Source organism: Bartonella vinsonii subsp. vinsonii (assembly GCF_902825235.1).
In the GTDB taxonomy this organism is placed as follows: domain Bacteria; phylum Pseudomonadota; class Alphaproteobacteria; order Rhizobiales; family Rhizobiaceae; genus Bartonella; species Bartonella vinsonii.
Map to the genome: position 1 here is coordinate 137,017 of NZ_CADEAJ010000004.1, position 26,439 is coordinate 163,455.

Genomic DNA, 26,439 nt, shown 5'->3' on the forward strand with positions numbered 1-26,439 from the left:
TTATATTTAAGATACAAGTATTTTTACAAAGAGATATTTAGCCTTTAGGAAAGGGAAACGAAGAAGGTACCAAGTGTAAAAATCCCTTACTATCAAAACAGATGTTTTGCGCAAAGAGCTCTTCTTCAGAGAGTATGAGATTTATTCAATTAGGTTTTTATAATGAAAAATATTGATCATCAATTTAGAAATGCTTCGTTTTTGCCAAAACAACCTAGAGAACCATTGTTGAATGTTCCATTCACTATAGTCGTTTTGATAGCGCTCTGTTTTTGTATTTATTTTGTCCACCAGTATTTTTTTTCTGATCAGCTCTATATTAAAAGTCTTGAATTCTTTTCATTTACCCCCGTGCTATTCAAGGCAGAGCCTTTAACATTTTTTCATACCATGGTGAGTTATTCATTCATGCATGGTAGTGTGAAACATGTCACTCTTAACATGGCTTGGCTTTTGATTTTTGGGACTCCTTTGGTAAGACAGTTTGGGGGAGGGCGCTTTTTGATTTTTTGGGCATTAACAGCAATGATAGCTGCTTTGACTTATTTTGTCTTTCACCAAGAGAGTGTAATATCGCTTGTTGGTGCATCGGGTGCAGTATCTGGAATGATGGGTGCTATTGTGCGTTATGGTTTTCCTCTTGGTTATTGGGGAAAAAATACAGACAATGAAAGACTTTTAAGTTCTTTATTATCTCTCAAACAGGCCCTCTCTTCAAAGGGGGTACTGGTTTACGTCAGCATATGGCTGGGTATTGATTTTATCATAGGCATTTCCTCTTTTCTGCTTGAAGGAGATGCTGTTTCAATAGCGTGGGAGGCTCATATTGGTGGTTTTTTTGCAGGCTTTTTGTTGATTGGTTTTTTTGATATTCCGCAGAAGCAGCTACAGTACAAATAAAATCAAATAATTATGCTTAATGTAAGGGATTGGGCGGTTATTGATTCTATTACGTTTTTTCGCCTCTATCCCTCACTTTTTTGGAGCTTTTTTATTGCTTCAAGAGCAAGTTTTTTACGATCTGCGCTCTTCGTATAAAGAGATGCCATCTCATCATCTGTCCAACCAAAAAGTGCTTTCAATTGTGAAACTGTTGCACCGGAATTAGCGGCGCGTGTTGCTGCTAATTTTCTCAAACCGTGTGCTGATTTTTTAATTCCTGCTTTGGTACAGGCATTATAAAATAAAACCCCAAAGCTTTCTTTGGGTATTTTGTTTCCACGTTTACCACAAATGAATGTTTCATTTCCAATAGGACCAATTTTCAGGGTTTCTGCTAATTCAGGCAAAATGGGTAGAAAAACATTTGTTTGGAATTTACTTTTCTCTGTCTTAAGATGAATGATATTATCTTTGACGTCTTTCCAACCAATGAGAACCGCATCACCACGACGCAACCCCGTGTAAAGAAGAACATCAATCCAGACACGTTCATGTGTACCATGTGACCAATGGTGGTAATATTTCTCAACATCTTCTTCTGTCCAAACAGGAAAGCCGTCTTTGTTTTTTAGAGGAGGTCTTTTTACTCCTAAAGCTGGATTACTTTCCAAAAGACTTTGCTCAATTGCCCAATTAAAAAGACCATTAAGTACTTTCAAAAAATTTCTAGCCATAGCTGGTGTTTCTTTACGCCGTTCAACACCAGCTATGATATGTTTTTTTTCGATTGCTTGATATGGAATATTTCCTATTGAATCGCACACCTTCATAAGGATGTATTGATTTTGTTTCTTTGTAGCTTTAGCAAGGTTATGCCAATTGGAGCTGTTAAAATACTGTTTAAGCAGCCATGCAAATGAACCCTCAACAAGTTTTCCTGTTTTGGATTTAGGGAGTATAAGCCCTTGTAATTCGGCAAGTGCACTCTTGTAATTGTCAACAAACTCTTGTTTTCCATAGGTACCACGTATTCTAATACGTTTCCCATGTCCAATACGCACATACCATATAATTTTACCATGGCGTGTGATTTCTTTGACAAGGTGAGGGGGACGAGGTTTTGGCATGGCAATTTCACATTTTAGAGAGCGCATCTTCGTAATATTCATTCTTTGACAAATCGAATAATTTGTTTGGATGCGCGGCTGCGGTTGGTATTGGGATATCGGATTTAAGATAGATGAGTACTTCACCGGTAGGTTTGATTTCTATTAATTCACATCCTTGTTTTTTAGCTTCTCTTAAAGCGCGTGCAATGTCTGCTTGCGTTATGATAGCGGGGCGTGGTGCCATGTCTGTTCTCCCTTCATTAGATGCAATTTGCCCGTGACGTGAATCACGCATGTGTTGAAAGTTGTTATGAGAGGGTGGGGGTGCACAAGGAGGCTTTAAAAAACGCACCCCCATATGGGATTAAGCAGCTTTTGTTGAGATCTTTTGTATCTCTTGCTCTATCTCTGCTAAAAAGGCTTCAACAGCTTTATTGATCTGTTCAATTTGTTGATCATCACGGTGGATGCGTTTGACTTTCATACGCAAGTGAAAATATTCCCCCGTAAAACGTGGGTCATAACTTACGAAATCACACCACTTTCGTTCTGTACAAGCCATTTGGAATTGCATTTGTGCGTGATATTCTGGTTTGATTTCGTCACCTATACAAAAGCGCATATGGGTTGCGGATCTTGGACATTTGACTTCGATTAAACCGCCTTTTCCAATAAGCCCATCAGGGCTTGCACCAGCCATTTCTATAGTGGGATGAGGGACAAACCCGCATTTTGTTATATCGGCATCATAAATGAAGCCATATTCTCTTAAGGCATCATCTTCATGTTCGATACCCCATCTCATATCTTCAGTTTCATAATAGGGGCTTGTTTCACCTGTTAGACGTTCAGTGATGAGTTTGATTTTGTAGTCCTCATATTTGCTTGTAGGCAAACCTTTTGCTGTCTTACTGAGTATGTTGTAAATGTTTGATGCGGTGACTTTGCCTAGCCTTGCTTGAAACCATTCAGCTGTCCTTTGTTCCATCTCACACCGCCGCTGTCTGTTCTTGTTGTGTTAGTTCCATTTGCTCATTTTTTATATCATTCAAACGATGCAAAATGGCTTGCGCCTTGTCATCAGGGATATCGTCAATCTTTTCAACTTTCGCATAAGAAAGTATCTTCTCTTCTTCTGTTTTTGTTTGTACCATCAGTCTTCTGATTTCATTGATCTGTTCCGGACAAGCTGGTTTTTTAGGCATATTCCCATCTTTATCGTCTTCTTTACTTGCTACATTAAGAAGCATGCCTAAGAGATATCTGCGTGCATAAGTGATAGTAGAACCAAGAGATTGAATGTTATTTTTGCTCCCTTGTCCATCAATTGGAAATGTTCCTTCTGTTGAAATTTCATTGCCTGAAGGATGAGAGAGAGTTATTTCTATGGTAATGTTTTTTTCTGTTTGATTTTTAATACGAGAAAACAAAGCGAAGCGGTGTTTTGCAAGAGTATCCTTTACAGCGTCAATATACTGATCAAGGGTTGCATATGTACTTTTGGTATGGCCATTTTTAGCATTTTTGATGATTTCTTGATATCCCGCTTGCATAGCCGAAAGATCAGAGACAAAACTTTGATAGTTCTGCCGTTTTATTTCTTGATCTCTTAAATCAAGAAGACGCTGTAAGCGATCCATGTCGACGTCACTTTCTAAGGCTTTATTTAAAATGCGTTCCATGACAGTTTGTTCGACGGCTAAATGATGTGTTTCTTTAATTTCTGTTAGGTTAGTGTTTTGTTCACTCATCTTGATTTCCTCCATTGCGCGCAATTCACCCGTTGCGTGAATCACGCTTGTGTTTAAAAGTTGTTTGTGTGGTTAGAAACGGACTATAGAGATACTATAAGATTAGTCGTTCGTATTTTTTCATCTGGTCTTTTCTCCGGTTGAGATGGCGTTATAGTCATCAACGTGTGCGCTACGGTAAACTTCTGCATCACCGTAAACTTTTGCTTCTCCGTAAATTTCTGCCTTATCGTAAACACGTGCTTCATCGTAAACGCGCGCATCATCATAAACTTTTGCACGCCCATGAACATGTGCATTGCCAAAAACTAACGCCTCACCAAAAACCTTGGCATAACCGTAAATCTCTGCATTATGGGAAACGCATGCCTCACCGTAAACCTCTGCATGATCATAAATTTTAGCATCACCATAAATCCTTGCACTATCGCCTACATGTCCGTTTTTAATTTTTGCATTGCCAAAAACTTGTGCCTTATCGGAAACGTATGCATAACCGTAAACCTCTGCATTATGGGAAACGCATGCCTCACCGTAAACGCGTGCACAACCGTAAACCTCTGCCTTACCGTAAACACGTGCTTCATCGAAAATAAGTGCACAATCGTAAACCTCTGCCCTACCGTAAACTTCTGCATCACCGTAAACTTTTGCTTCTCCATAAATTTCTGCACGACCGTAAACGCGCGCTTCATCGTAAACGCGTGCGTTCTCGCAAACATGAGCATTATCGGAAACTTTTGCTTCATCGAAAACAAGTGCATTGCCATAAATACGTGCATCTCCAAAAACACAAGCCTTATACCAAATCCAACAATTGCCCTCATGGGATAAGTTGCCTTCGTGCTCTATAAAACCACCTAAATCACCAACTTTAATATCACCGAAGTTTTTCAATGCACGAATACGGCGGAGCGTTTTGCACCCAATTTCGATTTTTTCATCAGTAAGTTCGTATTTCTTTTCCATGATGATTTCCTTTTAATGCATGCTTTGTCTTTTAAGCTCTTGAGAAAAGCACACCAATTCCTTTTGCTGTGATTTTTGCGCAAGGAATGATTTTTTCTATTCCACTTGCGGTTTGGAGTGTGATAGTTGGACAATCCATAAGTTGCTTTTGGATTTTGTCTTGATAAGGAAGCAAATTTCCACCTGCTGCTCGTCTGTAAACCCAACCTTTTTTCTGTAAGAAGAGAATGAACTGTTTTGGTTGCATCTCAAGAATTTTAGCGGCTTCTGTAAGACCAAAGAGCCCTTCATTGCGTTGCAAGCTTTCAAGAGCCATAGCCTTTGGTTTTAATTCGGCAATCATATTATCTTTTTGTTCATTTTCGCTTTTGAGATAATTTAAGACGCCTAACATGACTTGTGGACTAGAGTAATCAATTTGCGGTGTAACAGCTTGCTGTTCTAATTGTTGCCATCGGTCAATGATCTTTGCACGTAATGTAGTGCTATAACCTGAGATAAGAATTAAGCATTCACGCTTTGGAAGGTAGTAGCAAGGGCGGATTTCCCCTTTTGCATCAACATAAGTACCACTAAAATCAACCGGCTCAAATTTGAGCTCGTTAAATATTTTCGTGATATCCCTCATAACATTCTTATGTTGCTTACCACACAACTCTGCAATTTCAATACTAGACATGGTTTGAACAGCTTCATTCTTGAAAGTACTTTCTTCTGTTTTTACAAGATTATGCATGTTTTACTCCATGTATGGTGCGAGCATTTTCATTGTGCTTAATTTGCTTTCTCAAATGCTTTAAGAACTCTTCAAGGGTCTCAGGATTTGAATAGTCGATTTGCGGCTTTGTTTTTTTTTCGCATTCGAGAAAATATTGACGAACTTGTTTGCCTTTGGGACTAGCTTCACAAATGGCAATATGTTTAGCCATGTCTAAAGTGAGATAGTATTCTATGCTTTTACGACCTACATTGTAGTCTCCTATTTTTTTAGGAAAACTGACAAAGTCAATATTTTCACGAAATTTATATCTTTTAATACGATGTTTAATCCAATAGCTGAATTCAGACTTTATTTCTAAAAAGGTATGCAAGTCACGAGCACTCACAGTTTCAACTTTGTGATGTTTGATTGTATAGTATTGAGTAGGAATAAGGCTTTTCATACAAATTATCCTCCTGCTTAAAATGCGAAAGTTAGCATTTGTTTTAAGATAACTACTTGGTTTCTATGGGGTTCTGCTTCGAGGATTTGTTTTGCTGCGTAAATTTTGAAGTGATGACTATCCGTGTCATTGGGGTCGATTTCAGATTTTTTACAAACCTTGTTTCTCTTGCCTTCTCGTTTTGTATAGACGAAATGTACACCTTCTTTTAGATAAAGTTTTTCGACATGATCATTAAACCAAGTGTCAAAATCTTTTTCCAATTGTAAGTACTTATGCATTGCATGTGCATTGACCATTTTGACATAGCCTGTTTTGTCTTTCACTTCATCCTTAGGGATTAGATACTGTTCTTTCTCTTCATTAGAGTCATGTGTGTTCATAGGTTTATTCCCTTCGACTATTTGATAGGAGGAAAGAGGGGGCGTTATTAAAAACGCCCTGTATAGTGAGGGTAGTTTGGAATAACATCCCAAAGAGTTAAGCGGTGCTGCTCTTCATAAGTGCCGTAAATTTTATCCTGATATCGCTGCTCCTCGATTTCTTCTAAAAAAAAACTGTATGCTGTGCTGTGTAGAATAAAGTCGTGAGGTATTTTTCCATTTAAGCACTGCTCTTCAAATTCTTTAAGATAGAATTCGGCGATATCTTCAGAGATATCTTCACAACGGTTAGTTTTTGGTTCGACGCGGAAGATTTGAACGGCATTATCGGTTTCATCGATAAAGTCGATAATGTCCTTTTCTTCGTAGAAAGGTCCAGATTTTGCAATGCTTTCACTTTCATCATCGCACATCACTAAAAGGATTTCATCTGATTTTATAAAGACAGGTTTGTCCACAACAGCCTCCATATCAAAATATTTAAATACATTTTGAAAAAAACGCCTTGACATAGGTTTTTTTTTTCGGGGTATGGTGTCTGTATTTCATATTTTATGAATGACGTCAATAAAAAAATTCATAAAATATGAAATTTATATTGAGTATAAATTTATTATGGATAAAATAATGTTAGAAAAATTTTGGAATTATGGAGATAAAAAAGTAATGGCTGCTATTATCTTTTGTCTAAAGAGCAGGAATTTTGAAGAATCGTTAAAACAGCTTTCTGAACTTCAGGATTTGCTTGATAATAAAGACGAATAAATTGTTCAGATTCTTTGATTAAGAAAGGCGGGACCTCACCAAAAAAATCAATAATTCTTATGAGTTCAGTTGCTTTTATTAACCTAGGTTTTATTGATTTCTTTTTACCCGTTGTACCTGAATTATTGATCATACTAGTTAAAGTAGATGGTAATACCCCCAAATGCTGGGCTAGCATTTTTTTGCTACCATGTCCATTTTTGGCTAATTGCTCTTTAAGCCATGCTTTTAACTGATCCGATTCCATAGGAATAAGGCTCTTTCATATCAAATGAAAAATCAATAAAAAAAAACTGAATTTTTTTCTTGATAAAATTCAGATAATGTGAAATTTTATTATTATGAAAAAAGAACCTGCGTATACCATAATAAAATATTTAGGCGGTGCTATTAATGTTTCACGCGTTTTACAGAAATGTAAGGGTGCTGTTTATCGCATTACTTATTCCAAAGAAAAAGGTGGTGCTAATGGATTATTTCCTGCGGTTTATCAGGCACAATTACTAAACTATGCACGTGATCATGGCATAGATTTACGTCCAGATGATTTCTTTTATCCTGAACGCTTGCAGAGATTAATGCAAGAGAGCAAAGCTCACACAAAAAAGAGATTTACAAATAGCTCTTCTGTTTACACCCCGCGTTGTGATGAAAACGACGCGCTACAATCATTAGGGGGAGTAAAATGAAAGAAGCGCATAAGAACGATGCTGGGAAGTCACGTGTAGAACTTATACCGCCATCAACACTGATTGAAATCGGTCGTGTTTTAGAATTTGGCGCAAAGAAATATGGAGCAAACAATTGGCGTAATGGCATAGATTGGAGCCGGTTGCACGGTGCTGCTTTGCGTCATTTATTAGCATGGTTTGATGGAGAGAGTAAGGATGTTGAGAGTGGTTTATCACACTTGGCGCATGCGGCTTGTTGCATTCTTTTTTTAATGGAAAGCGAAGCAAAACAGATAGGTCATGACGACCGCCCGAACAGTTAAAGGAGAAACAAAATGGGTTTGAATGAAATTTTATTAATAGCGGTGATTTCAGTCTTGCTTTTAGGCGGGGTCATATTTCGTTTTGCGTTGCATTATCGCAACCAAGTTAAAGCTCTTAAAGAGCGCGTTACCAATCTTAAAGAAGAACTCAAAGAGAGAAAGAGTGAGTTTGCAGAGGAAAGCAAGCAGATAATTGATGAGTGTAATAAGGATATTGAAACACGCGATAAGACCATTACAGAATTAAAACAAGATATTAAGCATGATGGTGAGGTGATTAGATCACGCAACGAGGAGATTTCAAGGCTAAAACAAGAGCTTAAGCAGCATGATGAGGTGATTAAAGCACGCGATAAGACCATTACAGAATTAAAACAAGATATTGAGCATGATGGTGAGGTGCTTCTTTCACGTGACGAAGAAATTGAAAAACTGAAACAAAGAATAGATCAGTATGATGAAGCGCACACACGGAAAAATGGAATTATAAAGACACTAGAAGGAGATGTTAGATCACGTGACAAGGAAATTGAAGTACTGAAACAGCAAATTAAGCAGTGTAACGATACGATTAAACTTGCAGAGGAAATTGATCCAACTAAGAAATATAAACTCACTGGTGAAATCAAGGAATATAAACTCAATGGTGCGAAAGATGATTGTGTTCATATTTTGCATCGGATTCGTGCATTAAAAAACTTTGGAGCTGTAAAAAAAGGTGATTTAGGGGGCTGGATAGCGAAAGAGGGGAACCTTAGTCATGAGGGCGATTGTTGGGTTGGGGGCGAGGCTATGGTTTTTAGCAATGCTCTGGTTTACTGCAATGCTGTAGTTTATGATAAAGCACAGGCTTATGGAAAAGCAACCATTGGTGGTAGTTCCAAGGTTTATGGGAATGCGCATGTGTATGAAAATGCGGAGGTTTGGGGCTCATCACAGGTTTATGGCGATGCCCGAGTTCACGGATATGCTACCGTTGCGAAGGATGCGCAGGTTTATGGCAAAGCACAAGTTTATGGCGAGGCATTAATTTCCGGTTCTGCAAAGATTTATGATAATGCCAAAGTTTACGATAATGCATATGTATATGATAACGCGACTGTTTGTGGTGATGCACGTGTTACTACAGAAAGTATTGGCGGCGGTACTTTAGTACAAGGCAAAGAAGTGTCTGTTGATAATAAAAATCTCTCTTCTGAGAAGAAAAGTAAGTGAGGAGAGAAAGATGAGTTTAGTAGCAATTGTTACGTTTTTTACTACCAATGCGGTTATGTTCTTTTGTGTTATCGCTATGTTCTTTTTTGTTTTGCTGTACCGCAATAGAGAACACGATTTCAAAACAGAACTGAAGGAAAAAGATAGATTAATTGTACAGTTAAATACGTCAATTGAAGAGTTGGAACAGAAAGTACAAGAAAGAAGAGTTATAGCAACCTTTGGAGGTTATGATTCATGAAACAAAACAAACTACTAAACATTTTTATCTTCCCGCCCTAATAGGAGAGAAGATAAGAAAAACCTAATTATCAATCTATAAAACTATCACCGTTGATGATTTAATCCTCGAAAAAAGTTGGGCCAAAAGCGAACTTCAAGTGTGGAATGTGGGTCATATGATGAAGTATGTTCTAAGATAAAGATAGGAATGGATAGCTTATCATAATCTTTTGTTTCTACAGGGCGAATTTTTAATTCCCAACGGAACCTATGTCCGCCATTCACTGTAAATAGATCAATACCTTTTTTAAATACTTCGTTTTGGATGACAGGATTTTTTGCAATAGGATTTATTAAATCGATACATTTTGGAGATGTTTCAAGACGGTCTTTTGAAAAGCTTTGAGAGTATGGATAAAGGGCTGGATATAATGCTTCAACGAATTTGAAAGGGCTATTTTCATCTATTCGTATATAGTTCATTTTCATTGGTCGATCTATGGGGTTTTTGATGGAAAATTCTATGAGAATGCCTTCTGGTGATAAATCTTTAGAGTTAAGATCAAAGATCTCAACTTCCATCTTCGGTCCTAAACCTTGTGCTATGTTTTCTGTCCACAAAGTTTCTAAGGAATTTCTTATCATTTCGGTAAGGTCTTTTTTCAATACACTTTGTTTTTTTAATGCTGCGAGTTCTCTTTTAATGTTAGCCAATTCATTTGCAAAATTTTCTTGCATACTTCTTACACCCTTCTTTCCTTCATTTTGGGAAAAAAACACCCCTATAAAACACGTTTTGTATGGAGCGGGGCGGTGATTAACACGATTCTTTGTTTTGATCTAGGTACAAAAACGGGGTGGGCGATACGTGGTGTGGATGGCCACATTTTCAGTGGCACGGCGAATTTTCAAACGAGCCGTTTTGAAGGGGGAGGGATGCGTTATTTTCGTTTTAATAAATGGCTTACAGAAATGAAGATGACATCGGGGAATATTGACGCGGTGTATTTTGAGGAGGTGAGGCGTCATGTTGGTACGGATGCAGCGCATGTTTACGGTGGTTTTTTAGCAACTTTAACGGCGTGGTGTGAAAACAATCAAATACCCTATGAGGGCATTCCGGTTGGTACAATAAAGAAGGCAGCAACAGGCAAGGGGAATGCGTCGAAAGAAGAGATGATACAGGCGATGCGTGCAAAAGGGCACAATCCCAAAGATGATAATGAAGCGGATGCTTTAGCGATTTTACATTTAATTAAAAGGAAGGAGATTGGGGATGTCCAATAGAAATAAGTTTGTAACAATTAATATAGAGAAGTGGCTTCTTGACCTTGCTGATTTGCCTCCTGCTGAGGGTAACATTTACATGAGGTTGCGATTGAAAATGTTACACACCGGCAAGCCTCTTCCGGATAATTTACGGGCATTGGCAGCATTAGCTAGCTGTTCAGTTAATGAACTTGAGGATGCATTAGATCTTTTATTGGAAACTGGACATATCATCCGTCAAGATGATGGTCATTTGTGGAATCTCGATCTTGAAAAGGAACTTAAAGATAGCAATGAAAAATTAAATAAGTCTTCAGAAAGAGCAAGGAAAGCGGCGGAGGCAAGATGGCATAAGCATAAAGAGGAGGTAAAGGATGTCAACTAAATTAGCATGGGTTCGTTGTTTTCCTTCTGATTGGATATCTGATGCTAGTGGAATGACGTCACATCAAATATCAACTTATATGATGTTGATATTACTTATGTATAAGAAGAGAGAGCCAATTCTTGAGAATGTCTCTATATTAGCACGTATTTCTGGTTGCTCAGTAAAAGCCTTTAATAAAGCGCTAGATTTTTTATTAAGTGATGAGAGGCTAATACGTTTAGAAGATGGTCGATTATGGAGTTTACAAGTTGAAGAAGAGCTTGAATCGCTTAGCCAAGAGCTAGGTCTTTATTCTCTTACTAATGAAGCCAAGGAGGGTAATTATGTCAACTAAGTTGCCATGGACGAGGCTTTTTGCAGACAAGTGGCTACTTGATCTTGCTTGTTTACCCGCAATTGAAGGCAATGTTTATATGCGATTGCGATTGCAAATGTTGCGCACTAGAGAGCCTCTTGTAAATGATGCGCAAATATTATCTCATTTTACGTGTTGTTCAGTAAAAAGATTTCAGAAGGCATTAGATTACTTATTTAGATCTGGACATATTGTTCTTTCAGAAGATGGTCATTTGTGGTGTCCAGATGTTGAAGAAGAATTAAAAAATTCAGACGAAACTTTAAATAAGTTTGCAGAAAGAGCAGCAAAAGCCGCCAATACGAGGAAACATAAAAATCAAGAAGATTCTTTAAGAAAGCCTCAAGATTCTTTAAGAAGTCTTGAAGATTCTTCAAGAGGTCTTCAAGATTCTTCAAGAGGGTACAATAACAATAACATTAACATATATAATAAAAAAACTAACACTATCGTGTTAGCAAAAAAAGAAATCGCTTCTGAAAATTTAGAAACGAACGATTTGGTTGACGAGCCAACTGAGGTTCGTGATTGCGAAAGCCAACCAGAGCAAATCGCAACGGTATCTGAAAACCAACCTCCCATTCACGAGCAAGAGAATGTTTCCCAAAAAGCAAAACGAGCGAAAGCTAATCGCGGTTGTCGATTGCCAGATGATTTCGAACCTGATTACGATTTCGCAATTGCAGAGGGCTTGCCTCCGGAGCGTGTGAAAGTCGAGATGGCCAAATTTCGAGATTATTGGAAAGCCAAGACAGGCAAGGATGCAACCAAGATCGATTGGCAAGCAACGTGGAGAAACTGGGTAAGAAATTCAAAAGATCATAAAGTCAATAAACAAGGTGGTAATTATGGAAAATTCACTCCGAAAACTTTCACAGAACAACTTGCAGAAGGATTTAGCGAACTCAGAAATCATCTCGCATCTAGACAAGATTATCGAGATGATCAGTCCGGGGTATCCATTGATGCTGAAGACTGGGAGTACATTGACGAAACAGGAGGAGGAACAGACCTTAGATGCTTGCAATCGTCTGGAAACCTTGCTTTCTGTGAAAGCTTCAGTTGAGGAGATTGAGAAAGCTTCTTTTCTGCTTTCAAGCATGAGAGTACCTGCGAATACGGATTCCAAAGCCGTCGTTTTATCCTATGGCATGTTGCTGGACCGCATTTCGTCATATGCCTTGAAAAAGGGTGTTGAAGATATCGTAACTGGACAAGCAAATGGGATATCAAAAACATTTATGCCAACTTGCGGAGAGCTATTAGCTTATTGCCAAAGCATAGAAAACACCCTTCTTTCAAAAGCCGGAAGTGTACGGAGAGCAATTGAAAACACGCGTGAAAAGGCAATGAAAGAAAAAACAGCGAAAGAGCATTTTAGACCCCTAACTCTTGTTCACAAGCAAGATCTTGAAAAAGTTTTGAGTGGAATAGGGAGCGTCGTGAAGAACATTGAAGAGATAGCCAAGTAGAGATGATTTTGTGTTTAGATATGCGTTTAAATCGATAAAAATGGATCATACAAAGCGATTTAAAAACTTTTTGATACCAAACCACATAGGGAATTAAAAACGCTTTGTACGATCAAATTTGAGGCAAATAGACCAATTGGTAAAATTAAGGACTAAAAGCATGGGGATTTTAAAAGATTTGTTCTTAAAAAAACGTAAACAGCCAATGAAAAGGTTTGTTGCAACCGCAAGAGGGCATGCGCCATGGGGATTGGGAGTTACAGAGTATTTTTACAACATGTACGAATATGAGGATGGTTCTAGAGAATACGAGGAATTGCAAGGTGGACAATATCACGAGATACCTGATCACGTGGATTATAGCACTAAATCGCAAGTGAGAGGATGGCTTTACGGTGGTGAAATGCCGGATTCTATTTTGAGTTGTAAACCATTCATAGATGAGGTTAATAAAAAAATCAAAAAACGTACAAAGCAAGATGAGTTGATTTGTGAAATTACGAACGATGGCGAGGTATGTTATTCACAAGCTTGTGAGGATATGGACAGGGATCTAGAGAACGCCGTGAAAGCACTGAGACCAAATTTGGGCTGAGTGAGTTTATTGAGCCCAAATTTGGGCCGGCTGAAAAGGGTCAATTCAAATTTGAAGCTACCTCATAACGCTTACTAAAAATTTAGTAAACGAGGGTCTCCCCAAATTTGGGGGCACCTATAAAGCCTTATCTCATAAGCAAAAAATCTAGAGAAAACAATTGATAAAAAACAAAATGAAAAAAATTACAATAATCCCATTGACAGTAAAACACGAATAGGATATTACGAATCACACGCTCAAAAGCACTTTGAAAGCGGGAAAGTGTGATTCTCATATGTAATCTTTTTTCCGCAAATTGTCAAAGAGTTTTTAATTCAGAATATGCGTCTAGCATATGATGAGGGGAATGCCGGGTGTGATTATGCCATACAAGACCCTTTCGAGGGGAAAGCATAACAATGGACTTTCCGCTTTGTCCAAAGCGCCCGGCACTCTTTTAGAGTGTAAAACCATTAATATCGCAAGGTGAAATTATGACTAATTTAATTTACTTAAATCAAAATCAAATTGATAATCAAAACAAAATTAATGACTCAACAGTTCAAACCATGTCTAGTGTTGAAATTGCAGAGTTGTGTGGAAAAAGACATGACCATGTTATGCGTGATGTCAAGAAAATGCTTGAAGAAATTAGCGCCCCCAAATTTGGGGGGGCGGATTTTTTAGGCAGTTATATTGATGAACAAAAGAAACCACGCCCTTGTTATCATCTTCCAAAGCGCGAATGCTTAATTCTTATCTCAGGTTATAGCACCACATTACGTGCAAAGATAATTGACCGGTGGCAACAATTAGAAGAACAGTTAGCAGCGCCGAAAATCGATTACTCTAAACCTGAAGCATTACTTGGTGTCTTGAATCACTTACAAAGTCAAATAGATCAACAAAATAGCATGATTGCAGAATTAGAACCAAAAGCAATGGCTCTTGATCACTTGCAACGTTCAGAAGGTTTATTAGGAATTAGAGAGGCAGCAAAGGATTTAGGAGTAGCACCTAATGACTTAAGTGGTTTCTTAAGAAGAAATAAATGGGTTTATAAAATGGGACCAGATAGCCCATCATTGCCTTATCAAGATAAAATCAACAGAGGACTTATGGATTGTGTACTCACAACCATTAAAACCCTTGATGGGAGAGATAAAATCGTTTCTTCAGTAAAAATCACATCAAAAGGCATGGCTAAACTTGCTAAAGAGATTAAAAAACAAACTATACATTAGTATATAATGATTCATGCCGGGTGTGCTTACACCATACAATACCCTTTCTAGGGAAAAGTGTAAGCAACGGACTTGTGACCGTGGTTTTAGCGCCCGGCGCCCTTATAGGGGCGTCACTCACATTTGAAATGTTGCCCTTTCAAAACAACAATATGTGAAATATTTTTAAAAAAGCATATTGACACTAATAAACCATTATGTTAAACGAATCACAAGTGCCTAAGAAACACTTAGCTATTAGCGGATAGGTTACGATACAACCTTTCCCATGCCTTTAAAATACTGATTGTTTTTTATGCTATTATTAGCATATATTGATTACATCGGGTGTAGCTATGCCATACAATACCCTTCGCGAGGGAAAAGCATAGCGACGGACTAATAGCCGTGTTTCTTAGCACCCGATGCCCCTTATAGGGGTGTTAATAAGAAACTTACTAACTATTAGAAAGGTTTTTTCAATGAAAAATCTAGTTACGATCAACAAAGATGGTATTGCAGTCACAACTTCTCTCAAAATTGCAGAGGGCGTGGGTAATAGCCATGCTACTGTTATTAGATTGGTACGTAAAAATATTAAAGATTTTGAAGACTTTGGAAGGGTTGGATTTGAGATCGTACCCTTTAAAACGAATGGCGGGTGGCAAAAAAGAGAAATCGCAATCCTTAATGAATCACAAGCAACCCTTCTTATGACATATATGCGAAATAATGAAACCGTGCGCGCTTTTAAAAAAGCACTCGTTAAAGCTTTTTATGAATTAAAAAAACAATCAATAGAGCATGATTTGTTTTATAGAGATAAGGTCATCTCTTATGAAAGTTTAAGAACATCTGAGGGTATTGGCAAAATATTAGAATTGATAATGAGACGGTTGTTACATGCAAATGAATTAGAAAAAGAACTTTATCATTACAAATTTATTACAAATGAAGCAAAGAGCCTCTTAACAAAGAGTATTGTGCAAACTGCTTAAATAACAGGCGTTGCGGGGGCGCCTTCTCAAATTTCCATTAAAATGTTAGCAACTATTTAGATTAGGAGTAAAACCTATGACCAATAAAACTTTATCCAAAAAATATGAACTTACAAATGAAATGAAACAAGTTTTCCAACATAAGGATGGAAAAGATGTGCCTATAAAACTTTATCGCATTAAAGCTTTAAGAGATTTCGATGATGTTAAGGCTGGTGATTTAGGCGGCTTTATCGAAAATGAAAGCAACTTATCACATGATGGCAATTGCTGGGTTTATGATGATGCGTGGGTCGGTATTAATGGCGTCGTGTCTGATAATGCAAAACTTCGTAATGAAGCCGTTGTTGCTCTGTATGCTAAAGCATATGGCAATGCTGTCATTAGTGATAACGCTAAAGTTTTTAATCATGATACCCATGTTTATGACAATGCAAAGGTTTATGGTAATGCTAACGTTGCTGGTAAAGTGTTTATGCGTGGGAAGGGGGTGGTTACTGGAAAATGCAGGATTAATGGCAATGCAAAGGTTTATGGTGATTCTAGCATTGCTGGTCAAGTTTGTGACAATGCCATGGTGTATGGAAAAGCCTTTATTGCTTTAGGTGCAAAAATTTATAACAATGCAAAGGCTTGGAATAGTGCAAAGATTTATGGCTCTGTTTATGGCAATGCAAAAGTATCAGGCTCTTCTATTATATTTGAGGGTGCTCATATTTTTGATAATGCAAGGGTTTATGCAAAGGCGGTTGTTGAAAAAGATGTCAAGGTTTATGGCAATGCTGTGATTAATGGCAATCAAACAATATGTGAAGATATTTGTGGTGATGATAAAGCAGCGTAAATAACAGCTGGTCTCTTAAAAAAAAGCCGTGTCATTAACGACGCGGCTTTAATTTTAGAAAAATTTAGTCAAGAAAAGGAGTATAAAAGAAGATACTAAACTACATTTAGTTTCTACATAAAATGTGTAAAATAGGCAAGATCTTTTTTATCAATTTGCATCTTAAAACGCTTTGTGCTAATCTTATTTTGCAACGTAAATGTTGTATTTTGAGCCGTTTTCTAGGTTTGGAATCATACCCCCCTTAAAAATAAAGCCGTGCCAATTAAGTTTGACACGGCTTTATTACGATATACTGTTTTAAATTATTCCATAAGCATCACTATATTTGCACAATCTGTATAAAAATGCAATATCAAAATGCAATTAACAATCGCTTGCTTTCTTTAAAACTTCACTCATTCGTATACGCCAGTCTTTACCTTGCGCCTTAAAAAAAGCAATAACATTAGAGTCAAGTCGTAAAGTAATCGCTTCTTTTGGAGACGCAATTGGAGGGCGTCCTCGTTTGCGACGCTCGTTATCTACATATTTAAAAAAGGAGGCTGGTAAAACTTCTGTAGCTGGTTTTAAACGTGCAAGTTCTTCATCTGTAAGCGGCGGTGAGTCCACCGCTTCCCAATCTTCTTTTGTGTAATAGCGCTTTTCTTTAAAGGTTTTTTTGATAGTCATTGAAAACCTCTCTTTCTTTCTTATTTGCATGACGGAAACTGATAATAGATATCGCTTCGGTGCCAAGTTGTGCAAAAATAACAACCGTGGTTCCATCAGCAAACGTCCAATAGCTTTCATGCGATTTGAATACGTTGCGTCAATAAAGGCGTGTTTCCACTCAAAGTAAATAACATCTGCGAAATCCAGCCCATGTTTATCAATGTTTAAAACTCTTTTAGGTTCATCCCATACTATTTTCATATATTTTATGTACACTAAAAATAATATTTGTCAATAAATTGTTGAAAATATTGAAAAAAATAGAAAATTATGCTATAATTACACACATAAAAAGTGCATATATAATGGATTTGATAAATGCTTAATAAAGTGATTTTAATTGGCTATTTAGGTGCTGATCCAGAAAGCAAAACAATGGCATCTGGTAATGAGGTGGTTAATTTTCGCATGGCAACATCTGAAAGCTATACTGATAAGAGTACCAATCAAAAGGTCAGCAAAACTGAATGGCATTCTGTAGTGGTTTTTAATCCACACTTAGCAAAGATTGCACTTCAATATCTCAATAAAGGCAGCAAAGTCTATATTGAAGGGCAGCTTCAAACCCGCAAATGGCAAGATAAAAATGGACAAGATCGTTACACAACAGAGATCGTCTTGCCTCATTACAAAGGGGATTTGAAGCTTTTAGATGGCAAAAATGATGATAATCAAGAGCAATCATCGCCTTATGACAGAAGCTACCAAAGACCTCTTGATATTCCTCATACCGTTATGAATGACAGCGTTCCTTTTTAAGAAGGCAGTGTTGTGAAAAAAACAAAAAAAAGGGGACGCCCTAAAATGGCGTCCCCTTTTGTATAAAAACATAATAAAATCAATATGTTGAATGTATTTATTTTATTTGAATCCACTTTAGAATCCACACTTTTATGCACGATTCAATTGACCATTTTTTATAAACAATAGCCATCTATAAACAGAGCATAAAAAGCAAATCATGATGCCAATATTATAACGCATGGGAGCATTCAAATAAAATGCAAAGCTGTTATCATCCATAACAGTTCATAAATTTTACAAGACGTTTTTATCATAACATAATTGTATAGACGTAAAGAATGATAAGGATTTTGAAAAATATCGATTGATAGGTTTTTCTAAAAATTTAGAAAACGCTAGATAGCTACTTTGGAGTGATTGGGGTCACCCCAAATTTGGGGGCACCTCTTTAGATAACTATAGCGTCTTTAAATGCAAAGATTTGAAACGTTTTCTTTTGAAAAGGGTTAATCCAAATTTGGATTGAGTGATTAGGTCACCTCAAAAATGAGGGCACCTTCTTTATAAGCAGAGAGAAGTTAGATATATAACATCACTAAATGCCAATGTTTAAAGAGATCTATAGAAAGAGAACGCCCCCAAAATTGGGGTGGTTAATTCACTTAGCTCAAAAATAAGCTTAATACCTTTTAAAAAGGCGTTTTGATAGCATGCTTTCTTTCAAATTGACCGCCTCAAAAATGATGGCACTGTTATGAATAGGTTTGGAACCATCACAAAGCTAATAGGCTTTTTTCATTCAAATGTGATGATCTAAATTCAGAAGCATTCATTTATATTATTTTGGATAAGTTTTTAATAAAGAGAATAGAGCACTTGCGATATTAATACATTTTGTATATACGCATTTATTCATTTGTTAATTTGTATTTTTTAGTTACATTTCTACTCACAAGCCGTGTCATATAAATTGGCACGGCTTTCTTTTTTGCATTTTCTGTCTTTTCTTTTGAGATGGCATTAACCCATAAAAAGCACCCCCGCGTTTGTTGATTATTCATTTGTCTCAATTCTTTCAATAATTTCCATAAGAATATCACTTTTAGAAACTTCCTTATTTTGCGGAACCTCCTTAATCTTACTTTGTCGATTGAGTTTTGCACGCCCACAAACGCGACCCCAGACCTTGACAGTATGAGCAACCTGAGCCTTTTCATAAACAGAGCCATAAATTTCAGCACAGCCACTCACTTTTGCATAGTCATAAACCTTGCCATAGATTCTTGCACGGCTATTAACAACAGCATGACCATAAACATGCGCATAATTAAAAAGACAGGCAGAACCTGAAACCTTGGCATTGCCATAGACCCTTGCATATTCAAAAAGATAACTATTATGAGAAAGATGCGCATTGCCATAAACATGGGCTTCAATTGAAACGCGACTATTGCCATAGACACGAGCCTTGCCATAAACATACCCAGATACAGAGGCATTGTTATAAACAAATGCATTGTCATATATTTGTGCATATTGAGAAATGAAAGCCTGATCACAAATTTGTGCATTGCCATAGACTTGACCACACACTTGAGACTGATGACGTATTTTTGCATTCTCAGAAACACGAGCATGTCCATAAACCCATGCATCATCATAAACCCAACAATTGCCATCATGAGAGAGGTTGATTTCCTTTTCAATAAAGCCCCCAAGGTCACCAGCCTTGACATCATCAAAATCTCTTAAAGCACGAATGCGATAAAGCTTGGTAATTTTTTGTGTCATTTTATCTTTCAATTGTTTCATTTCATTTGTTAATTGGTATTTTTTAGACATAACAAACGCCTCACAATTTCGATTGTGTTAAAATTTGAACGGAAAATTTGAGAGAAAGGGGCGTCCCGCCACACCCTAGATGTTTAAAAAGGCTTTATTACGCAGCCAGATAATTCTTATTTCATTATGGGAAAGCTGCTCTACATAAGCTCTTGTTTTAATATCATCACTTGTCTTTTCTAGAATCATAACAATGCCATGATTGGCATTTTCACAAACATGGAGATGATTTATCACACGGGCATGATCATAAATTCTTGCATTACCATAGACATGAGCATGATCAAAAATGATAGCCTTTCCAAAAACGCATGCCTTTCCATAAACAGAACCAGCGATAACAGAGTTATTATAGACCCTAGCATCTTCAGAAACATGACCAGGGTTTAAAACCAGAGCATCACCATAAACCCAGCAATTGCCATCATGAGAGAGGTTCTTTTCATTTTCGATAAAGCCACCTAGTTGACCCGCCTTGACATCAGAAAAGTTTCTTAAAGCTTTAATGCGATAAAGTGTACGATTAGCAAAGAGACGTATTTCATTAGTGAGTGCAAATTTTTTTTGCATAGCACCATTCCTTTATAAGAAGATTTACTTTTAAAATGAAAGAATTTGGAAAGCAGGCGCCCCCCGCCACGCCCGCGGTGTTATTTACGCAGCGTCTTTTATGGATTGATCATCACCACAAATATCATCACGAATTTTTACACGGCTATTAACCACGGCATTGCCATAAATTTTTACATGATGATCGATATTTGATTTGCCATAAACCTTGGCATTATCATAAATTCTTGCCAAGCAACCAACGCGCGCCGAGCCAGAGACCTTTGCATTTCCATAGACGCTTGCATAATCCTTAATCCACGCATTGCAAAAAACATGAGCATTACCATAAATATGCGCCCACACATAAATGCGTGATTTTCCATAAACATGAGCGTTGCCAAAAACATAGCCACAAACATGTGCACACTCATAAACCCTAGCGTTATCATAAACCTTGGCACCATCGGCAATAGTAGCGTTATTACTCACAACGGCATTGCCATAGACATGACCACAAACCCTAGCGTTATCGTGAATTTTTGCATTTTCATAAACATGAGCTTCATAATCAAAAACCCATGCCTTTCCATTTACAGTAGCATTGCCATAAACCTTGGCATGTCTAAAAACTTTAGATTCTTGATAAATTTTAGCATTCTCATAAAGCTTGGCATTCAAAAAAACCGCGGCATTGTCATAAACCCAGCAATTGCCATCATGAGAAAGGTTCTCTTCATTTTCGATAAAACCACCAAGGTCACCCGCCTTTACATCATCGAAATCCCTTAAAGCCCGAATGCGGTGCAAAGTAATTCCTTCAAAAGTGAAGTTTTCAGTTGTAAATTCATATTTTTTGGATACAGTTATAGTGGACATAGGTTATTCCTATTCTAAATGTTTGATAAAATTTTAATGAAAGTTGGAATGAGAGGCGCCCCCGCCGCGCCTTTCATTTACGTTGTTTTTTTACAGATGGCACATCACAAATGAAATTTCACCATAAGGAGAGAGCCGCTCTGTATAAACATTTTCTCTTGTATTGCCATAGGCATTTTTAGTAACAACAGCCATGCCATAGGCACTTGCATTTTCATAAATATGAACATTACTTATAATTTTTGCACTATCAAAAACCCGCGCGTTATCATACACATGCGCATTGGCAAAAACCTTGGCAAAATCATAAACCTTGGCATTTCCATAAACAAAGCCGCCCACAGAGGCATTGCCATAAACCCTAGCGTTTTCATAAACACGACTAGGTTTTAAAACAGTAGCATCATCACCAACCCAGCAATCACCATCATGAGAGAGGTTGCTTTCATCTTCAATAAAGCCACCAAGGTCACCAGCTTTAATATCACCAAAGTCTTTTAATGCTTTAATACGATAAAGGGTATGATCACCCAATACACGGGTTTCATTTGTAAGTTCATATTTTTTGGATACAATTTTAGATACAGTTGTAGTGGACATAGGTAAGCTCCTATTCTAAATAATGATTAAATTTAAATGAAAGTTAGAGAGGGGCGCCCCCGCCGCACCCGCGCGTTTATTTACGCCGCTTTTTTTATGGATTGATCGTTATCCATAATTTGCTTGCTAGCCTCTTTCGTATTATTGCGAATCCAAGTATTTCCTTTAATTATTGCATTGCCATAAATTTTCACATTTGAAAAAATACAAGCATATCCGGAAATTTTAGCATTATCATAAATTTTTGTGTCATTAAAAACACAAGCATAATAATGAACATGTGCATTATCATAAATATGAGCATCAGGATAAATACGAGCAAAGCCATAAACATGAGCATTGCCATAAATATTGCCAGCCACAACGGCATGTCCATAAACCCTTGCATTTTCATAAATACAAGCAGTACTATTGACGTGAGCATACCCACTTACAATGGCATTATCGTAAACCCTTGCATTGCTATAAACTTTTGCCTTACCATTAACCCAGCAATTACCATCATGGGATAAGTTGCTCTCATCTTGTATAAAACCACCAATATCACCTTTTTTGATATCACCAAAATCTCTTAAAGCACGAATGCGACGAAGTGTTTTAAAACCCACTTCAATTGTTTCACCTGTAAATTCATATTTTTTTGCAGAGATAACGGGGGTGTTTTTTTCTATAGATTTCATAATTAAATCTTTCTAATCGTTAATTGTTTTTAATTGACAACCCTATAAGGGCATCGGGTGCTAAAAACACGGCGATTAGTCCGTTGCTTACACTTTTCCCATAAAGGGTATTGTATGGTGTAAGCACACCCGACAGAATCTTCATATACTAACAAGAGCATAAAAGACAGTCAGTTTTTAAAGACATGGGAGAGGCTGTTTCGTAACCTATCCGCTAATCGCAAGTGGTTTTTAATCACCTGAGTATTTATATAGCAAAATACGTATTTATTGTCAATTATATTTTGCTATTTTTTGTATTTTTTTATGATTATTTTTTATCATATTGTGTATAAATATGCATCATATGCCTATCAATATTTTCTATTTTATTGCGTCTATTTGACTCTATATTACGAAATGGCGTTATTTTCTCTTTTAAACTTCATAACAACTAGAAATGCTGCTTATGATGCGTATTTTTAACTTTATAAAGCATGATTATTTTTATTGAATGCCTTGTGAATATTTTTTGTGAATTTTGTTATCATTTATAAGAGAGGTTTGTAATTTAAACAGCTTTAATAGGCACCGCGCTCTTATAACCAGCGCTTTTCATTCAAATCTATAGTTTTGATTCATTCTCTAGAGAAATCGCATCATGTTCATATAACAAAGGATAATAAGATCATGCGGTTTTTATTTGTTATAAAAAAATCTAAAGATACCTATTGAATTCTTATATCCTTATCAAAATACCTTTTTATGGGCTTTTGTCTCTTTTGTTAGTTTTGTCTGTTGATTTAGCCCCCCCTTCCATTTAAAAAAATTGAGATAAAAATAAAAACATTATATTTCAATGGGTTAGTGTTTTTCAAAATTTTGAAATATCACGTATAAAAGTCATGTGAGTACAATAGACAATTAATGACACGCGTTTTGTCTGCTTTTGTCAATTTTTGTCAGTAAATTTTAACAGACAATTGTTATGATTAGAGTGCATGTTTAAACCATGTTTTATGAGAGGGTATATAATCCTTTAAAGCCTTTCAAAAGACAGCTCGTGATTATGAGGCATGTTATAAAGAGTAACTTATCGATTTGAAGGGGGTTTTGAGTTTTGAAGGTTCGTGTTTTAAAGAAAAAAACACTAAAAAGACAAAAAACATTATATTTCAATATATTAAATCTTATCAATGTTTCAAAAAACAATCTCTATTGATAAATACAACCTATTAATACGCATAATTCTCTTTAAAGAGAGCTTTTGAAAGATATGATGCTATCATTTGAGATTGCGATATAATCTTTTAAAGGCAATATGAAAGTGTTTAAAAGTGCAAGGCTTCTCTTTTTAGAATAGCGCATGGTAAATCATTCCTTTTAAGATTGTATGTAATCAACATAACAAGAGAGTATAGATATAAACTCTACACCCCTTGTAATTAGCATACCCATCATGTGAAATGTGAGCATGCTTTATAAGTCTATTCAGTTTCTCTTAATTCCAATTTTGGAAGGTTCTTAACAATCTTCATAGTTTCTAAACTTACCGTAATAACCCTTTGAAACAACTCCAATGGATAAGCAGGGTTTCCAATGGTCTCAACAGCATAGCAATTGGCATCATTAACAATGCCACTCTTTTTATCAGTCTTTACGCATTGCCGACCCATAACCCATTCAAGAGCAGGTTTACCATTCACGATATACTCATAAGCTTCCTTAGGGATATCTGTTATTGTGATATTACGATTGTAAATAACTGTAGATTTATCCTTTTCCTTACTATTGCCAGCAAATTTCATTTCTGTAACGTAATAAAACTTTTCAGGGTTCTTGATATCTGTAAGTTTAGGGTCACCTTTTTTAAAGGTCACAGGATAAGGCTCTACGCTTTCATAATTAACGTGCAAATTGCCTAATTCACGCCCTGCTGTAACAAACATCCAAAAATCTTCAGCACTCTTTACGCAAGGGATGCGAGGGAGCTCTTTAGAGAGGTTATCAGCATAACGAGCACGGTAATCTTCCGAGTGTAAAATCCCGTAAACATAATAGAAGATATCATCTTTCGTTATGGTTTCATTAGGATAAGCAGCTTCAAAATGTGCTAATCCTTCATCAGTAATGGCATCACGACGTTGCAAACCAGCGGCTTTGGTTTCTTCTGTAGAATTTGCAAATAAGTGTGATTGGTCAGCATTTTTATCTTTTGAAACCGCAACATCTTCATAGAAATATCGTGGAAAGCATTGACCTGTATCTATTGCATGAAGATTAGGCAAATTCTTAGTCATCAAAATAGAGAAACCACTTCTTGCTCCTAAGCCTGTAACTTGTATCACTCTATTATCGCCTGCTTGTTCCACAGGGAATATACGCGGCATTTGATAGATAGCTTCATTGAAAGTGCGATTGTAATAAAGCCATTGTTGCGTAAAAGGTCGATAAAGACTTTGAACTATGCAATCACTTTCAAATTCAGAACATTTGCCTCTTACAAATTCTTTTTTGAGAGTACTACTCCAACTTATTTTTTTTTCATCCGAATTAACAAAATCATTTACAGCGTTTTTACGTATTTTCTGATCAGCAAGTGGATAGGACTCATTAAAACGTTTCACTTCATTATTATAGAATGCAATCGTATTGTGCATATTGTTTTCTACAATCTTACGGCTTGAGTTATATGCCCATGCATCACGATTGGTTGAAACACCAAGAGAATAAATCTCAAAAAGTTTTTTACCATGACCTTTCTTAATACCCATAGCTAAAAATGTTTTAAAACTTTTATCACGTTGATTTATCCAATCACCATGCTCGTCTGGTGTAATCAGTTTCCATTTTTGTTTTTGTGCAAGACCATCAATGCTACCAAAGGACTTGAGTGCGGACAGTTTCTTTTCTGTCGTGAGATTATTGCCAATATCATGATAGTAAATTTTACACTTTCCAGAAACATTGGGATTTTTGATAAATAACGTTACAGCAATACCGGTCATACTACCATTACCAAAAACATTTTCTCCTTCTTGAGCTCTACCACCACTTAACATGTTTTTACGAAGATCTCCTCGTAAATTAAGTACATAAATACTCGTAAATTCTTTGGCTAAAGATTTTCGTAAGCTGTCCATTGTTGGCTTTTCTATATAACCAGAACCAGAAACAAAACCGATTACCCCAGCATTCTCAATACGGTCACTTGCCCAGCGAATTGCTCGTATATAACTATCATAAAGCTTTTGTGTACTAGTTGCTTTTGTCTGAGCAGCATAGGTTTCACGAATACGGTCATCTAAGAGCGGATAAGGGGTATTCTTTGCATTGTCATTTTCGCTTTTTTGCCCCACGGAATAAGGGGGATTACCAATAATAACTTCGATATTCAGCTTTTTCTGATGTTCTAAATACTCACTGTTTTCTTTAAATAATCCTTGCAGCAGGTTTTTCTCTTCAAGCATCTGAAACGTATCAGTTAATCCAATATGCTTAAAGGGAATATAATCTCCTTTCATAAGACCATGATAGGTTGATTCAATGTTAATGGCGGCAATGTAATAAGCAAGCAAGACAATCTCATTGGCATGGATATCATGACGGAATTTATATTCCATATCTTCCGGTTTTATCAGATTAGAGTGTAAAAGCCGCGTGATAAAAGTACCAGTTCCCGTAAAGGGGTCAAGAATAGAAACACCACGGGATCCCAAGCTTTTTCCAAATTCTTTGCGTAGAACATCATCAACGGAATGAATAATAAAATCCACAACCTCAACAGGGGTATAAACAATGCCAAGCCTATCTGTTGTCTTTTTAAATGCCTTGGTAAAAAAACTTTCATAAAGCTTGATAATAAGGTTCTGT

Annotated in this window: 33 protein-coding genes and 2 pseudogenes; 15 read left to right on the forward strand and 20 right to left on the reverse strand. The window is 36.7% G+C overall.

The genetic code is table 11. The annotated features are described in order from the left end of the window. Positions 1-162 precede the first annotated feature (162 nt). A complete protein-coding gene (locus J7R12_RS04770; RefSeq protein WP_126603128.1) occupies positions 163-900 on the forward strand; it encodes a rhomboid family intramembrane serine protease in 738 nt (245 codons plus the stop codon). Positions 901-965: 65 nt separating this feature from the next. Here J7R12_RS04770 and J7R12_RS04775 read toward each other — a convergent pair whose 3' ends face one another. From J7R12_RS04775 to J7R12_RS04820, 10 genes and pseudogenes are all read right to left on the reverse strand, one after another. Then, entirely contained in the window at positions 966-2,009 is a 1,044-nt protein-coding gene (locus J7R12_RS04775) for a tyrosine-type recombinase/integrase (protein ID WP_126603130.1), read from the reverse strand. Positions 2,010-2,016: 7 nt separating this feature from the next. Further along, positions 2,017-2,235, reverse strand: a complete 219-nt coding sequence (locus J7R12_RS04780) for a hypothetical protein (RefSeq protein WP_126603132.1) — start codon at positions 2,233-2,235, stop codon at positions 2,017-2,019. A 120-nt stretch (positions 2,236-2,355) separates the two neighbouring features. Next, positions 2,356-2,979 (reverse strand): lambda exonuclease family protein, encoded by a 624-nt coding sequence (locus J7R12_RS04785; protein WP_126603134.1) that lies wholly within the window; start codon positions 2,977-2,979, stop codon positions 2,356-2,358. Position 2,980: 1 nt separating this feature from the next. Further along, entirely contained in the window at positions 2,981-3,742 is a 762-nt protein-coding gene (locus tag J7R12_RS04790; protein WP_126603136.1) for an ERF family protein, read from the reverse strand. Positions 3,743-3,862: 120 nt separating this feature from the next. Then, positions 3,863-4,711, reverse strand: coding sequence for a hypothetical protein (locus J7R12_RS04795; protein WP_126603138.1), 849 nt, complete (start codon positions 4,709-4,711; stop codon positions 3,863-3,865). Positions 4,712-4,723: 12 nt separating this feature from the next. Continuing rightward, positions 4,724-5,447, reverse strand: a pseudogene (locus tag J7R12_RS04800) (Rha family transcriptional regulator). Beyond that, positions 5,440-5,874: an antA/AntB antirepressor family protein gene (locus J7R12_RS04805; protein ID WP_126603140.1), complete on the reverse strand. Its 435-nt coding sequence runs from the start codon at positions 5,872-5,874 to the stop codon at positions 5,440-5,442. Before J7R12_RS04805 ends, J7R12_RS04800 begins: the two are co-directional and overlap by 8 nt. Before the next feature lie 17 nt (positions 5,875-5,891). After that, positions 5,892-6,257, reverse strand: coding sequence for an antA/AntB antirepressor family protein (locus J7R12_RS04810; protein WP_126603142.1), 366 nt, complete (start codon positions 6,255-6,257; stop codon positions 5,892-5,894). 47 nt (positions 6,258-6,304) lie between these two features. Continuing rightward, positions 6,305-6,715 (reverse strand): hypothetical protein, encoded by a 411-nt coding sequence (locus J7R12_RS04815; RefSeq protein ID WP_126603144.1) that lies wholly within the window; start codon positions 6,713-6,715, stop codon positions 6,305-6,307. A 218-nt stretch (positions 6,716-6,933) separates the two neighbouring features. Next, entirely contained in the window at positions 6,934-7,269 is a 336-nt protein-coding gene (locus J7R12_RS04820) for an XRE family transcriptional regulator (protein WP_126603146.1), read from the reverse strand. 94 nt (positions 7,270-7,363) lie between these two features. Here J7R12_RS04820 and J7R12_RS04825 point away from each other — a divergent pair, with 94 nt between their 5' ends. From J7R12_RS04825 to J7R12_RS04840, 4 genes are read left to right on the forward strand one after another with little or no spacing between them, the layout of a single operon-like run. Beyond that, the gene (locus J7R12_RS04825) at positions 7,364-7,711 is read left to right on the forward strand and encodes a hypothetical protein (protein WP_126603147.1); all 348 of its coding nucleotides are present in this window, start codon (positions 7,364-7,366) and stop codon (positions 7,709-7,711) included. Then, positions 7,708-8,016: a dATP/dGTP diphosphohydrolase domain-containing protein gene (locus tag J7R12_RS04830; RefSeq protein ID WP_126603149.1), complete on the forward strand. Its 309-nt coding sequence runs from the start codon at positions 7,708-7,710 to the stop codon at positions 8,014-8,016. The genes J7R12_RS04825 and J7R12_RS04830 overlap by 4 nt, the downstream gene beginning before the upstream one ends. Positions 8,017-8,028: 12 nt before the next feature. Next, positions 8,029-9,231: a hypothetical protein gene (locus J7R12_RS04835; RefSeq protein ID WP_126603151.1), complete on the forward strand. Its 1,203-nt coding sequence runs from the start codon at positions 8,029-8,031 to the stop codon at positions 9,229-9,231. A gap of 10 nt (positions 9,232-9,241) precedes the next feature. Then, positions 9,242-9,472 (forward strand): hypothetical protein, encoded by a 231-nt coding sequence (locus J7R12_RS04840; RefSeq protein ID WP_126603153.1) that lies wholly within the window; start codon positions 9,242-9,244, stop codon positions 9,470-9,472. Positions 9,473-9,558: 86 nt separating this feature from the next. On the opposite strand, the gene J7R12_RS04845 is transcribed toward J7R12_RS04840, so the two are convergent. Next, positions 9,559-10,191: a hypothetical protein gene (locus tag J7R12_RS04845; protein WP_126603155.1), complete on the reverse strand. Its 633-nt coding sequence runs from the start codon at positions 10,189-10,191 to the stop codon at positions 9,559-9,561. 75 nt (positions 10,192-10,266) lie between these two features. Here J7R12_RS04845 and J7R12_RS04850 point away from each other — a divergent pair, with 75 nt between their 5' ends. The 9 genes from J7R12_RS04850 (at position 10,267) to J7R12_RS04890 (ending at position 16,579) form a co-directional block, all read left to right on the forward strand. Further along, entirely contained in the window at positions 10,267-10,740 is a 474-nt protein-coding gene (locus tag J7R12_RS04850; RefSeq protein ID WP_126603157.1) for a crossover junction endodeoxyribonuclease RuvC, read from the forward strand. Next, the gene (locus tag J7R12_RS04855; RefSeq protein ID WP_126603159.1) at positions 10,730-11,107 is read left to right on the forward strand and encodes a DUF1376 domain-containing protein; all 378 of its coding nucleotides are present in this window, start codon (positions 10,730-10,732) and stop codon (positions 11,105-11,107) included. Before J7R12_RS04850 ends, J7R12_RS04855 begins: the two co-directional genes overlap by 11 nt. Next, positions 11,097-11,444, forward strand: a complete 348-nt coding sequence (locus J7R12_RS04860; protein WP_234924832.1) for a DUF1376 domain-containing protein — start codon at positions 11,097-11,099, stop codon at positions 11,442-11,444. Before J7R12_RS04855 ends, J7R12_RS04860 begins: the two co-directional genes overlap by 11 nt. After that, positions 11,434-12,531, forward strand: a complete 1,098-nt coding sequence (locus J7R12_RS04865; protein WP_126603161.1) for a DUF1376 domain-containing protein — start codon at positions 11,434-11,436, stop codon at positions 12,529-12,531. Before J7R12_RS04860 ends, J7R12_RS04865 begins: the two co-directional genes overlap by 11 nt. After that, entirely contained in the window at positions 12,515-12,937 is a 423-nt protein-coding gene (locus J7R12_RS04870; protein ID WP_234924833.1) for a hypothetical protein, read from the forward strand. The genes J7R12_RS04865 and J7R12_RS04870 overlap by 17 nt, the downstream gene beginning before the upstream one ends. 160 nt (positions 12,938-13,097) lie before the next feature. After that, complete coding sequence (locus tag J7R12_RS04875) at positions 13,098-13,532, forward strand: hypothetical protein (protein ID WP_126603165.1); 435 nt, start codon at positions 13,098-13,100, stop codon at positions 13,530-13,532. A 476-nt stretch (positions 13,533-14,008) separates the two neighbouring features. Continuing rightward, positions 14,009-14,758 carry a phage antirepressor KilAC domain-containing protein gene (locus tag J7R12_RS04880; RefSeq protein ID WP_234924834.1) on the forward strand — a complete coding sequence of 250 codons (750 nt, stop codon included), beginning with the start codon at positions 14,009-14,011 and terminating at the stop codon, positions 14,756-14,758. A 461-nt stretch (positions 14,759-15,219) separates the two neighbouring features. After that, positions 15,220-15,735: a Rha family transcriptional regulator gene (locus tag J7R12_RS04885; protein WP_126603167.1), complete on the forward strand. Its 516-nt coding sequence runs from the start codon at positions 15,220-15,222 to the stop codon at positions 15,733-15,735. A gap of 76 nt (positions 15,736-15,811) precedes the next feature. After that, entirely contained in the window at positions 15,812-16,579 is a 768-nt protein-coding gene (locus J7R12_RS04890; protein WP_126603169.1) for a bactofilin family protein, read from the forward strand. 366 nt (positions 16,580-16,945) lie between these two features. Here the strand turns inward: J7R12_RS04890 and J7R12_RS04895 are convergent, their stop codons facing one another. Together J7R12_RS04895 and J7R12_RS08960 are read right to left on the reverse strand one after the other, a co-directional pair. Further along, complete coding sequence (locus J7R12_RS04895) at positions 16,946-17,251, reverse strand: BrnA antitoxin family protein (RefSeq protein WP_126603171.1); 306 nt, start codon at positions 17,249-17,251, stop codon at positions 16,946-16,948. Next, a pseudogene (locus tag J7R12_RS08960) lies at positions 17,229-17,494 on the reverse strand (BrnT family toxin). Before J7R12_RS08960 ends, J7R12_RS04895 begins: the two are co-directional and overlap by 23 nt. Positions 17,495-17,611: 117 nt before the next feature. Between J7R12_RS08960 and ssb the strand changes: the two are divergent. Then, the gene (ssb, locus tag J7R12_RS04900; protein ID WP_126603173.1) at positions 17,612-18,052 is read left to right on the forward strand and encodes a single-stranded DNA-binding protein; all 441 of its coding nucleotides are present in this window, start codon (positions 17,612-17,614) and stop codon (positions 18,050-18,052) included. Positions 18,053-18,945: 893 nt separating this feature from the next. On the opposite strand, the gene J7R12_RS04905 is transcribed toward ssb, so the two are convergent. From J7R12_RS04905 to J7R12_RS04935, 7 genes are all read right to left on the reverse strand, one after another. Continuing rightward, positions 18,946-19,098 carry a hypothetical protein gene (locus J7R12_RS04905; RefSeq protein WP_164713727.1) on the reverse strand — a complete coding sequence of 51 codons (153 nt, stop codon included), beginning with the start codon at positions 19,096-19,098 and terminating at the stop codon, positions 18,946-18,948. After that, entirely contained in the window at positions 19,091-19,879 is a 789-nt protein-coding gene (locus tag J7R12_RS04910) for a hypothetical protein (RefSeq protein ID WP_126603175.1), read from the reverse strand. The genes J7R12_RS04905 and J7R12_RS04910 overlap by 8 nt, the downstream gene beginning before the upstream one ends. Before the next feature lie 75 nt (positions 19,880-19,954). Further along, positions 19,955-20,449, reverse strand: coding sequence for a hypothetical protein (locus J7R12_RS04915; RefSeq protein WP_126603177.1), 495 nt, complete (start codon positions 20,447-20,449; stop codon positions 19,955-19,957). Positions 20,450-20,533: 84 nt separating this feature from the next. After that, a complete protein-coding gene (locus J7R12_RS04920) occupies positions 20,534-21,307 on the reverse strand; it encodes an LbetaH domain-containing protein (protein WP_126603179.1) in 774 nt (257 codons plus the stop codon). 90 nt (positions 21,308-21,397) lie between these two features. Then, positions 21,398-21,907: a hypothetical protein gene (locus J7R12_RS04925; RefSeq protein ID WP_126603180.1), complete on the reverse strand. Its 510-nt coding sequence runs from the start codon at positions 21,905-21,907 to the stop codon at positions 21,398-21,400. An 80-nt stretch (positions 21,908-21,987) separates the two neighbouring features. Continuing rightward, on the reverse strand, positions 21,988-22,587 hold the full coding sequence (locus tag J7R12_RS04930; protein ID WP_126603182.1) for an LbetaH domain-containing protein: 600 nt from the start codon (positions 22,585-22,587) through the stop codon (positions 21,988-21,990). A 1,466-nt stretch (positions 22,588-24,053) separates the two neighbouring features. Then, positions 24,054-26,439, reverse strand: a 2,386-nt coding sequence (locus tag J7R12_RS04935) for a type ISP restriction/modification enzyme (RefSeq protein WP_208439033.1), incomplete at its 5' end; no start/stop codon positions are given.

Bases quoted from the DNA above. Each gene is read 5' to 3' on its own strand.
- J7R12_RS04785 (WP_126603134.1), bottom strand. From the start codon at position 2,979: ATGGAACAAAGGACAGCTGAATGGTTTCAAGCAAGGCTAGGCAAAGTC.
- J7R12_RS04910 (WP_126603175.1), bottom strand. From the start codon at position 19,879: ATGTCTAAAAAATACCAATTAACAAATGAAATGAAACAATTGAAAGAT.
- J7R12_RS04890 (WP_126603169.1), top strand. From the start codon at position 15,812: ATGACCAATAAAACTTTATCCAAAAAATATGAACTTACAAATGAAATG.
- J7R12_RS04840 (WP_126603153.1), top strand. From the start codon at position 9,242: ATGAGTTTAGTAGCAATTGTTACGTTTTTTACTACCAATGCGGTTATG.
- J7R12_RS04875 (WP_126603165.1), top strand. From the start codon at position 13,098: ATGGGGATTTTAAAAGATTTGTTCTTAAAAAAACGTAAACAGCCAATG.
- ssb (WP_126603173.1), top strand. From the start codon at position 17,612: ATGCTTAATAAAGTGATTTTAATTGGCTATTTAGGTGCTGATCCAGAA.
- J7R12_RS04905 (WP_164713727.1), bottom strand. From the start codon at position 19,098: ATGAATAATCAACAAACGCGGGGGTGCTTTTTATGGGTTAATGCCATC.
- J7R12_RS04925 (WP_126603180.1), bottom strand. From the start codon at position 21,907: ATGTCCACTACAACTGTATCTAAAATTGTATCCAAAAAATATGAACTT.
- J7R12_RS04825 (WP_126603147.1), top strand. From the start codon at position 7,364: ATGAAAAAAGAACCTGCGTATACCATAATAAAATATTTAGGCGGTGCT.
- J7R12_RS04845 (WP_126603155.1), bottom strand. From the start codon at position 10,191: ATGCAAGAAAATTTTGCAAATGAATTGGCTAACATTAAAAGAGAACTC.
- J7R12_RS04780 (WP_126603132.1), bottom strand. From the start codon at position 2,235: ATGGCACCACGCCCCGCTATCATAACGCAAGCAGACATTGCACGCGCT.
- J7R12_RS04835 (WP_126603151.1), top strand. From the start codon at position 8,029: ATGGGTTTGAATGAAATTTTATTAATAGCGGTGATTTCAGTCTTGCTT.
- J7R12_RS04805 (WP_126603140.1), bottom strand. From the start codon at position 5,874: ATGAAAAGCCTTATTCCTACTCAATACTATACAATCAAACATCACAAA.
- J7R12_RS04930 (WP_126603182.1), bottom strand. From the start codon at position 22,587: ATGAAATCTATAGAAAAAAACACCCCCGTTATCTCTGCAAAAAAATAT.
- J7R12_RS04810 (WP_126603142.1), bottom strand. From the start codon at position 6,257: ATGAACACACATGACTCTAATGAAGAGAAAGAACAGTATCTAATCCCT.
- J7R12_RS04795 (WP_126603138.1), bottom strand. From the start codon at position 4,711: ATGGAAAAGAAATACGAACTTACTGATGAAAAAATCGAAATTGGGTGC.
- J7R12_RS04885 (WP_126603167.1), top strand. From the start codon at position 15,220: ATGAAAAATCTAGTTACGATCAACAAAGATGGTATTGCAGTCACAACT.
- J7R12_RS04775 (WP_126603130.1), bottom strand. From the start codon at position 2,009: ATGCCAAAACCTCGTCCCCCTCACCTTGTCAAAGAAATCACACGCCAT.
- J7R12_RS04915 (WP_126603177.1), bottom strand. From the start codon at position 20,449: ATGCAAAAAAAATTTGCACTCACTAATGAAATACGTCTCTTTGCTAAT.
- J7R12_RS04790 (WP_126603136.1), bottom strand. From the start codon at position 3,742: ATGAGTGAACAAAACACTAACCTAACAGAAATTAAAGAAACACATCAT.
- J7R12_RS04880 (WP_234924834.1), top strand. From the start codon at position 14,009: ATGACTAATTTAATTTACTTAAATCAAAATCAAATTGATAATCAAAAC.
- J7R12_RS04860 (WP_234924832.1), top strand. From the start codon at position 11,097: ATGTCAACTAAATTAGCATGGGTTCGTTGTTTTCCTTCTGATTGGATA.
- J7R12_RS04770 (WP_126603128.1), top strand. From the start codon at position 163: ATGAAAAATATTGATCATCAATTTAGAAATGCTTCGTTTTTGCCAAAA.
- J7R12_RS04855 (WP_126603159.1), top strand. From the start codon at position 10,730: ATGTCCAATAGAAATAAGTTTGTAACAATTAATATAGAGAAGTGGCTT.
- J7R12_RS04830 (WP_126603149.1), top strand. From the start codon at position 7,708: ATGAAAGAAGCGCATAAGAACGATGCTGGGAAGTCACGTGTAGAACTT.
- J7R12_RS04820 (WP_126603146.1), bottom strand. From the start codon at position 7,269: ATGGAATCGGATCAGTTAAAAGCATGGCTTAAAGAGCAATTAGCCAAA.
- J7R12_RS04895 (WP_126603171.1), bottom strand. From the start codon at position 17,251: ATGACTATCAAAAAAACCTTTAAAGAAAAGCGCTATTACACAAAAGAA.
- J7R12_RS04865 (WP_126603161.1), top strand. From the start codon at position 11,434: ATGTCAACTAAGTTGCCATGGACGAGGCTTTTTGCAGACAAGTGGCTA.
- J7R12_RS04920 (WP_126603179.1), bottom strand. From the start codon at position 21,307: ATGTCCACTATAACTGTATCCAAAAAATATGAATTTACAACTGAAAAC.